This is a genomic window from Sphaerochaeta sp. (genome assembly GCF_050178175.1).
In the GTDB taxonomy this organism is placed as follows: Bacteria; Spirochaetota; Spirochaetia; order Sphaerochaetales; family Sphaerochaetaceae; genus Sphaerochaeta.
The window spans coordinates 1-13,628 of the sequence record NZ_JBFXGH010000057.1; the positions used below are offsets into that span (position 1 = coordinate 1).

Below are 13,628 nucleotides of genomic sequence, written 5' to 3' on the forward strand. Positions count from 1 at the left end.
AGGCTGATATTATGGGTCAAGCTCATTTTCAATACCAAACCCTGCCTCTGGCGGTCTTCAGGCACCAAGGCAATCCCTTTTCGCATGCTGTCGATGGGACCTTTGGGCATGAATGGCTTCCCGAGCAAATGCATCGTCCCCTCACTGGCCTTGTCAATTCCGAAGATGGTTCTCACCACCTCACTGCGACCGGCTCCAACAAGACCGAACAGCCCCAGGATCTCTCCTTCATGTAAGTCAAATGAGATATCCTTGAAGGCACCAAGCTGACTGAGATGCTTAACCTCAAGCACCTTCTTCCCAATCCTTGGTTCATGGTGGGGATACATCTGGTCGATTGAGCGCCCGATCATCATGTTGATGATCGTATCTTCATTGCTCTCTGCCACCTTTCCTTCCCCGATATATTGTCCATCACGGAAAACCGTGTAATAATCACAGATTTCAAAGATCTCTTCAAACTTATGGGAGATGAAGAGAATTGCCTTGCCCTCTTCCTTCAGGGATCGGACAATCCTGAATAGATCATCAACCTCTCGGCCGGTGAGTGCACTGGTCGGCTCATCCATGATGACCAGATCTGCATCAAGGCTGAGTGCCTTGACAATTTCCACCATATGCCGCTGTGCAACACTGAGATTCTTGACCAGGGAATCCGGATCGATATCGAGTTCCATCCTTTGGAGCAATCCCTGGGTATTCTCCTGCATGGTCTTCCAGTCGAGCTTCTTCGTTTTTGGGTTCCTGAGGTGGTGTCCCATATAGATATTCTCTGTGACACTGAGCTCAGGAAACATGGAAGCTTCCTGATGGATGGCAACGATTCCTGCCTGCTGGGCGTCGATTGCATTCTTAAAGGATATGTTCTTACCATCCAGGGTCATCGTACCACTGGTAGGGATATAGACTCCGGTGAGAATCTTCACCAAGGTGGACTTTCCTGCCCCATTCTCACCAATGAGAGCATGCACTTCCCCCCTTCGTAGGGAAAGATGTACATCATCCAAGGCTCTGATACCGGGAAACACCTTTGTTACGTGTTGTACTTCCAACAATGCCTGTTGCATTGTTCCTCCTTATGCAAGCAGATGCAAAGGCTCCCACCTCCGAGGGGAAGCAGGAGCCAGGTGTGATTCGATTAATAGATCTCTGCGAACTTCTCGATGTTGTCCTTATTGAATACATACGGAGTACTCATGAAGGCAATTCCGTTCTCTTCAACCTTGATGGATCCCATGCGACCGGCAGGAATCTCTTCACCAGTTTTACCTTCAACGGTACCGTCGATAAGTCCGTTGAGGATGTAGGTGGAGCTATATCCAAGGTCAATTGGATTCCAGAGAGCCATCTGGCGGCAGGTGCCGTCGAGGATGTAGCCCTTCATCTCTGAAGGAAGGCCAAGACCGGTTACTTCAACAACGCCACTCTTTCCTGCGTCCTTGACCGCCTGTGCAGTTGCGAGCAGACCAACAGTGGTCGGGCAAATGATAGCCTTCAGGTCAGGATACTTCTGCATCAAGGAGACAGCTTCACGATAGCTCTTATCGGGGGCATCATCACCATAGACGACCTCAACAAGTTCCATATCGGAATATTCAGCTTTCTTGATTTCTTCCTTCATCCACTCAATCCAGAGGTTCTGGTTGGTGGCCTGTGCGGAAGCGGAAAGGACAGCTACATCACCCTTGTAGTCAGTCAGTTCAGCAGCAAGCTGAATCTGCTGGCGTCCAATGAGCTCAGGATTACTGGGCAGGAGGTCAACAATACGTCCACCCGGGTTGATACCAGAGTCATAACTGATGACCTTGATACCGGCTGCCATGGCTTTCTTGGCTACAGGAATCAATGCATCTGCATCATTTGCGCTGATGGCAATACCATCAACCCTCTGTGCAATCAAGGTCTCGATGATCTCAATCTGGCCTTCTGCAGTTGCCTGAGGAGGAGCCATATAGGTCGTCTTGATCCCACCGAGCTCAGCAGCAGCTTCTTCACTGCCCTTGAATACTGCATCAAAGAACCCATTTCCCATACTCTTTCCGAGAATGACAATCTCTTTTTCACCCGCTGGGGCTGCTTCCTTGGTTCCCTGGGCGAACATTGCACCAAGGGCCATGGTCATGATGAGGACAAACAACAATGTTTTCTTCATAACAAAACACTCCTTTTGAGAAATTTTCTCCGGGAAAACCCGGAATCTATCTGTACCTGGCAGAACACCAGGGCAAACAGCAAAACTACTGTCACAACTTCCTTACTCTTAGTGTGACACTGATTTCAAAATCTGCAATAACTGAATAGTCATTTTTTAGCACGATTTTATCATGAAACAAATATGGAACCTGATTTCTTATACATCGAAAGTCAAATAACAAGGCAAGGAAAGTGATTCACATGGATATCTCTATAAGTAGAGATGAGGAAGGAGGATTATTTCTCCTTTTTCCAAACAGCACTCCCCCCAGCAACCCTACGAATGTCTGCTGGAAGAGGATTCCCAGAATCACAGGAAGGGCTGCAAGAGGAGGAAAATAGGTGGTGGCAAGCACCAAAGCTGCACTGATGTTCCTCATCCCTCCGGTGAACGTCATACTGACAAGGCTGGGACGATCCACCTTCAGGACATACCTCGCGATCACATAGACAAAAAGGAACCCCAAGGCAATGACGAGAAGATTCATCAGGATGAGTGGGATATAGATCCAAGAAAAGGAGAGAGAACCAGAGAGCGCTCCTACATGAATTACCACCACTGCAATAAGTAAGAGCTTGGTAACCGGACTGAGCAAGAGTCCAGCTTGCTTTGCAACCTTGGGCATGGTTTGGGTAACCAACATCCCCACAAGGGAGGGAAGGACGATCATCACCAGCAAGCTGGTCATGATCCCTCCTTGGTCGATTGCCACTGTTGTATGGGAAAGGAGCCTAATGGTCAGTGGTGTCAGGATGGGAGATAGCAAGGCATCAAGAATGATGAGCGAAAGTGCAAGGGCGGCGTCTCCCTCATAAATGGTCGACCAGATAAAGGCGGTCACTGCAATCGGGATCGAAGAGAGCAACACAAAACCGGTTACAATATCGATCTGGGAGGGAAATATCACCCGGCCGATGAGTGCGACAAAAACCGGCAGCACTATATGTGCACTGAAGAGCACAAGCAATACAGATGTCATTCTGCGGGCAATCTTGGCAAACTGACGATAGCTTACTCCCAAGGCCCCTACAAAGGTAATGAATGCAAAAAAATAGGTTCCAAGAAAATGGAAGGAATCCAAACGATGACCAAGCAGCAAGCCAAGCACCACACCAATTGGTGTAACGAGCGGCATCACCGCATTAAAACGTTTGTTTATTTCCTGCAGTGATGCCATCTTCCCTACTTTGATGCAACCGAAGACCGATATTTCTCTACTTCCCAGTTTCTGATGAAATCAATCATTGCATCATCCATGAAACGGGGACCTCCAAAACTCTCGGTATACACCGCAATCGATACGGTATCCACAAACAGCGGCATCGGCTTCTCTCCCAGGGAGAATACCCCTAGGTTCTGCACGCAGACAATCTTTGGACTCACCCCGTGTTCGGCCTCATACTGTTTGAAAGCAGAAACTACATCCTGCCCCTCTCCAACCCACAGTGGCTTGAAACCGGCATAAACAATATGGTCAGGGGTAAAGGAGGAAGAGACTGCCTGGAAATGTTTCTCATCCTGCAGGTAGTGGGCAAACTCCTTGTTCCAAGAGAAAAGAACTGGCTCTGTTGTAAGAGTCCCAAGCTTCTTCTTGACTGATTCAACACGAGATGAGTCTGCCTCCAAGGGTGAAAAATCGGGCTTTCTCACCAACTGGGAGGAAATCTTCCCCATCAAGGAGTTGTAGAGGTCTTCAATCTCCTCCAAACTCTGCCCACCGACAAAAATACCATGGTTCTGCAGGAAAATCAGGGAGCTGACTGTCCCTGTTCCCTTCTTCTGCTCAGCCATCCTGGAGCGAACAATATCAGCAAGGATGAATCCAGGCTTAACCAATTCAATCCAGAGCGCTTCAGGGAAAAGCCTGGCAACAGCCTTCTCTCCCTCTTGCGCACAGGTAAGACCATTCACCATGGCAGGGTGAAGGTGGATGACATAGGGAAAGGGAAGCAATGCATGGAGCAAGGCTTCAACAGAAGGCCGAGCTGTCTCTCCCTCAAGACGACAAGCCATCATATCCCTGAGGACTTCATCCTCTCTCTCCTCGTCATCGCTGCTGTATTGTTTTTCCCAGATTTTCTCAAGCTTTCTCAGATCCATCTTGACAAAACCCGATTCATCAATGGTCCCCAAAGCATGGCCACTAGCCTTTACATAAAGGACGTTCCCTTCTTTATAGGAGGTGTTTCCACCTCCCAGGAGGACGTAGGAAGGGTCCGAGCCATACCGTTTGGAGTGGGCAATCAGGGATGCAAAACTCATGAACGTTCCTCCAATACTTCCCTCTCATACGTACTTACCAACTCAATGAGTTCACTTTCCAGTGGCGTGTTGGTTCTTCTGCAGTACTCATCCCAGATGGCACCGAAGGGAAGGACACTCTGTTGCTCAAGCAGTGCCATGGTTGCATATCCATTCCCTGACTCTTCATACTCAATGAGTTGATCAATCGGTTCAAGCATAGCAAAGAGCAGTGCTTTTCGCATAGCCCTGATGCCGGTAACCCAGGCACCGATACGATTGATGGATGCATCGAAGAAATCCAGGCCAATGTGGGAGGATTCCAGTTTCCCACTTCTCACCAACTCCTCGGCAACCATCTTGACCTTGTCATTGAACAGAACCACATGGTCACTGTCCCAATGCATGGGACGGCTCACATGCAAGAGAATCTCATCGTCAAAGAGCAGGATGGCGGAAAGTTTATCCGAGATGTCTTCCTCTGTATGGAAGTGTCCCATGTCAATGCAGAGCATCTTGTTGTTTCGCGCTGCATAGTTCATATAGAACTCATGTGAGCCAACCACAAATGCTTCGCTTCCGATGCCAAAGAGTTTGGTCTCCAAAGCATCACGCATGAATTCGCTGGGATATTCAGTCTCAAAAATTTCATCAAGGCTTTCCTTGAGAATGGCACGGTACCCAAACTTGTCAACAGTGAGGTTCTTTGCACCATCAGGAATCCAGGTGTCGAGGATACAGGGACTCCCCTGTTGCTCACCAATCCAGGCAGCTATTTTCCTACAACGTTTTGCGTGCTCGATCCAGAACCTACGGATTCTCTCATCCTTGCTTGCCAAGGTATAGCCACCATCAGCCATTGGATGGCTGAAGAACGTTCCATTGAAGTCCAGGGGGAGACCCATCTTCTTGCCCCAATCAAGCCAACCTTGGTAGTACTTCTCCTCAATCTGGTCACGGTCAACAAAGGTGGAACCGAACTCCCCATAGCTGGCATGCAGGTTCAGCCTATGGCTTCCACCAACCAGGGAGAATACCTGCTCCAGATCCTGACGCAACTGTTCGACAGTCTTTGCCTTGCCGGGATAGTTCCCTGTGGTTTGGATTCCTCCACCAGCCAGTTCGGCATCAGGGCGCTCGAAACCACCAACATCATCACCCTGCCAACAGTGGACAGAGATGGGAACGTCAGACAATTGGTCAAGGACAGAGTCGGTATCGACACCATAGTGTGCATATATTTTCTTGGCTTCCTCATAGTAAGACATGACAGCCCTCCTCATGCAAAAGTATTCCCTTATTAGTTTGCCACCATTTGCAATTTTTACCTTGACAGAATAGTCAAATTCTAGCACGATTTTATCATGTCCAATTTTACATTGCACGAAACCATGTTCTTCAAGGAAAACAGCCTTCCTGTTAAGGTGTTACTCCGTGACCCTGAGATTCCTTTCTCATTGCATGGGCATGATTTCTATGAAATCGTGGTGGTAGTATCAGGAAAAGGCATCCATCTCTTGGAACATGACAAGCGACAGTTGCAGGAAGGCATGGTGTTCTGTATTCGCCCAGGAACCATTCACGGATATGCAGATATCGAGAATCTGGTCCTCTACAATCTCCTTATTGGAAAGAAGGCCTTTTCAGTGCTCTACCCCGAGGTAAAGGATGTGGCAGGTTTTGCCGAGACATTCATGCAAGAAGATGGGAACGTCCCGCTGGTTCGGCTCAACTCACACCAACACGCTGAGATTATTTCCCTGATAAGCGCAGTCAAGGAGGAGTCAGAGCAACAGGACTACAGCAAAGGGTCGACCTCTATGACCTATTCCAAATTGCTCCAATTCCTCATCCTGGTAAGCAGGTTCCACAGTGCTCGCCGAGGTTCTGCTTTCCAGAATGATCAACGCCTCGAGAAAGTCATCATCTATATGGAACAGAATATCGACCGCAGCATACCCTTGAACGAACTGGTTGAGGTCTCGAACATGAGTGCAAGCACACTCAACCGACAGTTCAAGCTATCGACGGGTTGGTCTCCAGTCGATTTCCATATCCATAGGCGTATCGCATATGCTTCCAACCTGCTTCTGACCACTGACCTGAGCATTGAGAGAATCAGTGAAAAGACCGGATTCTCCGATGCAAATTACTTCGCACGCCAGTTCAGGAGTCATATGCAGATGAGTCCACGGCAGTACAAGCAGCTGTGGACCACCCCCAAAGAGGATTAGACCACCACACCCTTCTTCAGAATGATGTTTGCATACAGGGCTGCCTCACCGGTAGCGACAATGGCATAGGCTTTCTTACTCCGTTCATAGAAGGCAAAGCGTTCAAGACGGGTAAAGCCCCCAAATGCAGGATCGCCATGCTTGCAGGTGGCCTCATAGATATCCCAGATAGGGGTTTCGACTGTGTCCCCAGGGGTTGTATCCATCAGGAATGCGTTCTCTGCATAGGTATCAAGAGGGAACAGCTGCAAGATTGCTTTCAGTACTTCATCTGCCCCATGTCCATCCAAGCGGACCACCCGGTCATTCATGGATGCCGCGGGGAAATTTCCATCCCCGATCACGATCTCATCACCATGGCCCATTTCCATGAGAACCTTCAATAGCTCAGGACTGAGGATTGAGGGAATTGTTTTCAACATCGTTGACTCCTTATAAATTTTGGATTGCATTTGCTCGTGCTCTATGCGATACTATCCTTGATGTAAACGATTACATTTGTAATTATATACCAAGGGGGATACTATGGCAAATACAAATGGAATGCAATCGGTAGGACCTGAGAAGCGCTATGCTTCTTCCCTTCCCAAGATTGGAATTCGCCCGGTCATCGACGGCAGACAGCGAGGTGTTCGCGAGTCCTTGGAAGAGCAGACCATGAACATGGCAAAGGCTGCAGCAAAGCTGATCAGTGATAACCTGTTCCATGGAACCGGAGAGCCGGTTGAATGTGTGATTGCTGATGGTACCATCGGACGCGTTCGAGAGAGTGCTGACTGTGCAGAGAAATTTGCCAAGGAAGGAGTAGCAGTCACCCTGACAGTAACTCCCTGCTGGTGTTATGGAACCGAGACATTTGACATGGATCCCATGACCGTAAAGGGTGTATGGGGTTTCAATGGGACAGAGCGCCCGGGTGCAGTATATCTTGCTGCAGTGCTTGCCGCTCATACCCAGAAAGGCCTGCCTGCCTTTGGTATCTATGGTCGTGATGTGCAAGACAGCGATGACACATCCATCCCTGAGGATGTAGCAGAAAAGATCCTGCGCTTTGCACGTGCAGGTATAGCTGTAGCAACCATGAGAGGAAAGAGCTATCTCTCCATCGGTGGGATGGCCATGGGTATCGCTGGATCAATCGTTGACCAGGATTTCCTGCAGTCCTACTTGGGAATGCGCAGTGAAGTGGTCGATATGTGCGAGATTGAACGACGTATCGCTGAAGAGATCTATGATCCTGAAGAGTACAAGAGGGCAATTGCATGGGTGAAGGAAAACTGCATCCAGGCTGAAGATGTTGTCAACCCTCCTGAGTATCAGAGAAGTAAGGAGCAACTTGCCAAGGATTGGGAGTACTGCACCAAGATGACCATGATCGGTCGTGATCTCATGGTTGGAAACAAGAAACTCGAGAAGCTCGGTTTCAAGGAAGAGGCACTCGGGCATAATGCTATCTGTGCAGGTTTCCAGGGACAGAGGCAGTGGACCGACCACTGGCCGAACGGTGACTTCATGGAAACCATGCTTACCACCAGTTTCGATTGGAACGGCATCCGTGAACCGTACATCATGGCCACAGAGAATGACCACCTGAATGGTATCAGCATGCTTTTCTGTAAGTTGCTCACCAACCGTGCTGCAATCTTCAGCGATGTGAGAACCTACTGGAGCCCTGCATCTATCGAGAGAGTTTCCGGTTGGAAACCAGAGGGCTTGGCCAAGGAAGGCTTCATTCACCTGATCAACAGCGGTGCTACCACACTTGACGCAGCAGGACAGATGAAAAACGAGAAAGGCGAAAGTGAGATGAAGCACTATTGGGATATCAGTGAGGAAGATGTGAAGAAAACCCTCGAGAATACCCGCTTCAGCGTCGCAAACGGTGGTTACTTCCGTGGTGGTGGGTTTAGCTCGACCTTCCTCAGTGAAGGGGGAATGCCGCTAACCATGGTCAGGATCAACATGGTCAAGGGCGTAGGCCCTGTCCTGCAGCTTGCTGAGGGATGGACCTGTGAAGTACCGGAGAATGTCTTCGACATTATCAACAAGCGCACCGACCAGACTTGGCCGACCACCTGGTTCGTACCCAGAACCAATGGCAAGGAAGGTCCCTTCAAGGACGTTTACTCAGTCATGGCAAACTGGGGAGCAAACCACGGAGCACTGGGCTATGGACACTTTGGAGCTGATATCATCTCCCTCTGTGCAATGCTACGCATCCCGGTATGCATGCATAATGTTGAGGAAGACAAGATCTTCCGTCCCAGTGCCTGGTCAATGCTTGGCATGGACAAGGAAGGAGCTGACTATCGCGCCTGCGCCACCTTTGGACCACTGTACGGCAAGTACTAAGCAACAGTTGTTGGATCATTTGCGGGTTGGCCTGGTGCCAACCCGTTTTTGACTTCTTGTATCCTTTTCCACCCACGGATGGTATACTTTTCCGGAGGTCTGTATGAAATCGATACTCTCATTGTGGAAAGAACAAGTACTGTCGAAGGAAGAACAATCTCCCAGTAGTACTGAGAAGCTCCAAAAACAAGCCCAGATACAGAGGGAGCTCGAAGAAAACCTCCCCAGGGATGAAGCAACCCTGCTCTCCCTCTATCGCATGGGAGCACGATTCAGCCTGCTTGAAGAACCTCACAAGAGAACAGCCTCCAAGCTATTCATCATTGTACTGGTCAGTCAACTCATCCTCTCCCAGATACCTATGCTCCTAGGATATCCCTTTGGAGACAACACAATGCTCTTCTATGGCTTGAACCTACCCTTCCTTATGCTCCTGTTTCTTGCCCTGTATCTGATAAAGGAGAGAAAATACCTTGCCGGGTATCTCTCTTTTCTTGGCATCCTTGCGCTCTTGATGAATCTACAATTCAGCATGACAGGCATAGATGAAGCACAGACAAAGATCCTGGCACTCATCCATTTGCCCCTACTTCTGGTGGTCAGCCTTGCCCTCCCCACCCAGAAAGGAACACTACAGGAGAGAATGAGTAGACATGTACGCCTTACCGGCGAAGTGCTTCTCCTAACTTTCCTGCTTGCTTGTGCCGTGTTTGTGGTGACGATGCTCACATTCGTGCTTTTTGAAACAGTGGGAGTCAATGCAGAGGACCGTCTCGCCCCATTCGTGGTTACCGGAATCCTACCACTGCTCCCTCTCTCTGCCCGGTACCTTCTGCAGTACAGAAGGTACCAGATAACCTCCCTCACCCGACTTCTGGCTACCATTTTCCTCCCGGTAATCACGGTGGTAATGATCTCCTTCCTGACTGCCTTGGTAGTAGGGAGACTCCCCATAACTGAGGACCGAAACCTCTTATTGGTGATCGATATATTACTCGCCCTTGTCCTGATGATGATTCTCTATGCAACAGATCTTCTGGAGTGCGAACAGACCACACCCTTTTACCGCATCGTGCTCATCACTGCAGCATTGGCGGCCATAGGCATCGACCTATTCGCCCTCGTCGCCATAGGAGGGAGGTTCCTTCAATACGGACTAAGCCCCAACCGTGTGGCCGTCCTTGCTGAGAACCTACTCTTGCTTGCAAACCTTGGCTCCCTGGCAGTGACACTGCTCAGAAGAAGATCCTTCATGCGGATACAGAGCATATTCATGGTTATCTATGCACTCTGGTTCCTTATTGTTGTCCTGCTCTTCGGTCCCCTGTTCGGATATATGTGATCAGAGGGAGAGAATGGTGTTCCAAACGACCTCATCAACCGGGATTCCCTTCTCTAGATTCTCCTTTCTTGTTTGCTCCCTGAATTGGCCTGGATAACGAACAGGCTTCTCTGCATCCAAAGGTGTTGAGTTCACCAGGTCGTCAAGGGTTGCCTGGATCTCTTTCCGCAGGTTCTCCTGGTCGGGGAACCTGGAGATATCAAAGACCAGGAAGACCTGGGAGACTTCCCCTTCCTCCTCCAAGGATCCGATTGAGCGGGTAGTCCTTCCACCAGAGAGGGTTGCTGCAATCAGATCAAGGGCAAGGGCCAAGCTGGTTCCCTTCCAGAATCCAATGGGTAGAGAGCGCTTGCTTTGCAAAATCGCTTCTGGGTCGGTAGTAAGCTCACCCCTTTCGTCCCACCCACCTGGAACGGGGAGTTCCTTCTTCTCCCTCACATAGGTTTCCAGCTTGCCATAACTGAAGAGAGACATCGCCATATCAACAAGAAGTGGCCCATCCCCAGTGGGAATGGCAAGTACCAGAGGATTATTCCCGATTTTGGTTTCAGCGCCGCCCCAGGGGCTCATCAGTGGCATTGTGTTGGTCCACAGAAGCGCAATACACCCCTCCTTGGCAGCCATCAATCCATAGGTACCAGGTCTCATCCAATGGTTGGTGTGCTTCAAGGCAACGCAACCGATGGTATGCTTTTTTGCCAGTTCAATAGCTCGCTTCATGGAGGCATAGGCATTAAGGTTCCCTACACCACGCTTTCCATCCCATCGCTCAAGAGTCCCGAACGAATCGCTCATCTGGGCATGGGCGTGCACATCGACACGCTTTTCATCAATACCCTTTATCAATGAGGCAAATCGATTTGCCCCATGGGTGTACACCCCTTCAAGCGAGGTTTCAGCTATCAGTCGAGCACAGAGTACAGCATCATGCTTCTCCATATCCCGGCTCTCAAGCACGCGTTCAAATTGTGCACACATCGTCTCAAATGGAATTCGCATCATGGATTCTCTCCTTCCCATACCAACACCTGATCAGGGTCACGCAAATAGATAACGCACCCGCGAACCGGACGTTGATACATTCTTTTTGTTGCTTGCATATAGGTCGCTACCTGGAAACGGTGGACTTCTTCATCCCTCCACCTATCGGTCTTGAAATCTATTACGAGGCAGGTATCATTCTGCCTCACCAACAAATCAATCGAACCTTCAGCCACAATGGTCCGTCCTTCCCTCTCAACAGCACTGTAAAAGCCTACTTCACACTCGAGAGGATATGGTTTTACCTCTCTCTCATACCACTCACTCCTCATGAACCCGTTACACAGGGCAAGAGCATCCTGTTGGAGCACGATCAACTCCTGTGCTTTCATAACCCTTGTCAGGGAGTCAGGCATAAGTGAGGCGATTTCCTGCACCTCATTGCCCAGCACCATCTGTTCACAGAGCGCATGGACGAATGTACCAAACCCCGTTACCTGCTCCTCGGTATATCCACCAAGAATCTCATCACTGGGGTACCGTGGCAGTTCCACACCTTCTGTCCCCTGGATAAGAGGATGAAGCTTTGTGGCGGCAACACGGATCGGTTGCCCTTTGTAGGCTGGTGTGGCTTGATCATACCAGGTCCCAGCAGTTTGCAACCTTTCAAGAACAGCTGAGCTATCCTCTTTCTCCCCGCTGTAGAGATAGTGCTCAGGAATACTCTCTATCGGACGTACCTTCAGTATACCTTCATCATGTACAGGATTGTCGATATCCAGGGAGAGACTGCCTGCCAACATCTGAAGCAATGTATCAGCTTTCTTGGCAGGATCCAACCCCCTGTTGTTCTTGGAAAATGCACCACTGAGTATGAGATGGGTCTCCGCTCTGGTCATGGCAACATACAGTAGCCGTTTCAGCTCAGCAATCTCCATGTCTTGTTCTTCACTGCCAGCGAAGAGCGTCCCTGCATGACGGACTGTCTGTTGTTTCGTGGCAGAGACATGGTAGGAGGAAGAGAGATAGTGTGGAAGTGGGATATCGAGGAAGGTACTGAAATAATCCCCTCCACCTTTTCCCTTGGATGCGGCATTTCCCACGATCACAATGGGAAACTCCAATCCCTTTGACTTATGGATCGACATGATCTGAAGCCCCGATTCCTGGTCCTTTATCACCTCGAGTTGGTCGATTTTTTCGTTCTGAACCAGATTCCGTCTCAGGAAATCGACAAATTGGCTGACGCTCTTGCCCTGTTCTTCCTGAATTTGTGCCAGGCGGTGGAAAAAGGCAAAATGTTCAACATAAACCTGGTACTGCGGGTGGGAAACCAAGGAGAGGTAGTAGCCGCTCTCATACCAAAGCATCAGGGCAAGGGTACTCAATGATTCACTGCCTACCGCCCCGTGCAACCGTTGGTAGAAAGCCCCGCAAGAGGCCAATCGCCCAGCGTCGTCCTCTGAGAGTATGGGAAGTAGGGAGAAAAGCGGTTCTTGTACCACATGGGTGATAGCCCAATCGCTCAGGTTACAGAACGGTGAGCGAAGGACTGTGGCATACGCTTGCTTATCTTCAGGATAGAGGATGAGCTGTAACATGGCATACAGATCATTCGCCGGAGCTTCCAGCATCAATGACCGTGCAGCCTGTACCGTATAGGGTATATCGAATCTCCTGAAGGCTTTCTCAAAACTAAGCTGGTTGCTGGTCGTTCGGAGCAGGAGTGCAATATCGCTTGCCTTGGGCCTTCTTGGCCCCTCTTTTGAGGGTATCAGGAACGCATCACTTTCAAGCATCTGCCTGACCAGCCTGGCGATGGTATACGCCTCAGCCTCAACGGAGGAAGCTTCCTCCTCTTCTTCGTCACCACCACTTTCCTGATAGGGTTTGACCAGAAGCGTACAACTGCTTTGCACACCAGGGGAAGCATCACGAGACTCCAGCGCTGAAAAGTCTGCCTCGTAGCTCTCCCCCTCATTTCGCATGATACTTGAGAACATCCTATTGAACAGCTTGATCAAGTCCGGCTCGCTACGGTAATTCCTTCCCAGGGTGATGGTCTCCCCTCCGATGGAAGCCAACTCTCCGCTCAGTTGCTTGAAAACCCGGACATCACTGCCCCTGAAGCGGTAGATCGACTGCTTCTCATCCCCTACAAAAAACAGCTTGTCCTTCTGCAAATCCTCAGGCAGGGGGATGCCATCCCCTTCCCTGTCCAGTCGTTCAGCAAGCAGGTAGAGCATTGCTTTCTGCTGAGCATTATTATCCTGGAACTCATCAA

At 49.7% G+C, this 13,628-nt stretch carries 11 protein-coding genes; 3 read left to right on the forward strand and 8 right to left on the reverse strand.

All coding sequences use genetic code 11. The features are described from left to right. The 5 genes from AB7S66_RS07645 to AB7S66_RS07665 all read right to left on the reverse strand — a co-directional run. Positions 1-1,067 (reverse strand): sugar ABC transporter ATP-binding protein (locus AB7S66_RS07645; protein WP_428518852.1); only part of this gene is annotated, 1,067 nt, incomplete at its 3' end. A gap of 71 nt (positions 1,068-1,138) precedes the next feature. Further along, positions 1,139-2,152, reverse strand: a complete 1,014-nt coding sequence (gene rhaS, locus AB7S66_RS07650; RefSeq protein WP_428518853.1) for a rhamnose ABC transporter substrate-binding protein — start codon at positions 2,150-2,152, stop codon at positions 1,139-1,141. A 238-nt stretch (positions 2,153-2,390) separates the two neighbouring features. Next, positions 2,391-3,371: a bile acid:sodium symporter family protein gene (locus AB7S66_RS07655; protein ID WP_428518854.1), complete on the reverse strand. Its 981-nt coding sequence runs from the start codon at positions 3,369-3,371 to the stop codon at positions 2,391-2,393. A gap of 5 nt (positions 3,372-3,376) precedes the next feature. Continuing rightward, entirely contained in the window at positions 3,377-4,456 is a 1,080-nt protein-coding gene (locus AB7S66_RS07660) for a class II aldolase/adducin family protein (protein ID WP_428518855.1), read from the reverse strand. Next, entirely contained in the window at positions 4,453-5,703 is a 1,251-nt protein-coding gene (locus AB7S66_RS07665) for an L-rhamnose isomerase (protein WP_428518856.1), read from the reverse strand. Before AB7S66_RS07665 ends, AB7S66_RS07660 begins: the two co-directional genes overlap by 4 nt. A gap of 96 nt (positions 5,704-5,799) precedes the next feature. On the opposite strand from AB7S66_RS07665, the gene AB7S66_RS07670 reads away from it, so the two are divergent. Continuing rightward, positions 5,800-6,669, forward strand: a complete 870-nt coding sequence (locus tag AB7S66_RS07670; protein ID WP_428518857.1) for a helix-turn-helix domain-containing protein — start codon at positions 5,800-5,802, stop codon at positions 6,667-6,669. On the opposite strand, the gene fucU is transcribed toward AB7S66_RS07670, so the two are convergent. Further along, on the reverse strand, positions 6,666-7,091 hold the full coding sequence (gene fucU / locus AB7S66_RS07675; protein ID WP_428518858.1) for an L-fucose mutarotase: 426 nt from the start codon (positions 7,089-7,091) through the stop codon (positions 6,666-6,668). The genes AB7S66_RS07670 and fucU overlap by 4 nt on opposite strands. A 103-nt stretch (positions 7,092-7,194) precedes the next feature. Between fucU and AB7S66_RS07680 the strand changes: the two genes are divergently transcribed. Together AB7S66_RS07680 and AB7S66_RS07685 are read left to right on the forward strand one after the other, a co-directional pair. Continuing rightward, on the forward strand, positions 7,195-9,021 hold the full coding sequence (locus AB7S66_RS07680; protein ID WP_428518859.1) for an L-fucose isomerase: 1,827 nt from the start codon (positions 7,195-7,197) through the stop codon (positions 9,019-9,021). A gap of 103 nt (positions 9,022-9,124) precedes the next feature. After that, positions 9,125-10,363: a hypothetical protein gene (locus tag AB7S66_RS07685; protein ID WP_428518860.1), complete on the forward strand. Its 1,239-nt coding sequence runs from the start codon at positions 9,125-9,127 to the stop codon at positions 10,361-10,363. On the opposite strand, the gene yiaK is transcribed toward AB7S66_RS07685, so the two are convergent. Together yiaK and AB7S66_RS07695 are read right to left on the reverse strand one after the other, a co-directional pair. After that, the gene (gene yiaK / locus AB7S66_RS07690; RefSeq protein WP_428518861.1) at positions 10,364-11,365 is read right to left on the reverse strand and encodes a 3-dehydro-L-gulonate 2-dehydrogenase; all 1,002 of its coding nucleotides are present in this window, start codon (positions 11,363-11,365) and stop codon (positions 10,364-10,366) included. Continuing rightward, on the reverse strand, positions 11,362-13,628 hold a 2,267-nt coding region (locus tag AB7S66_RS07695), incomplete at its 5' end, for a UvrD-helicase domain-containing protein (RefSeq protein WP_428518862.1). The genes yiaK and AB7S66_RS07695, both read right to left, overlap by 4 nt.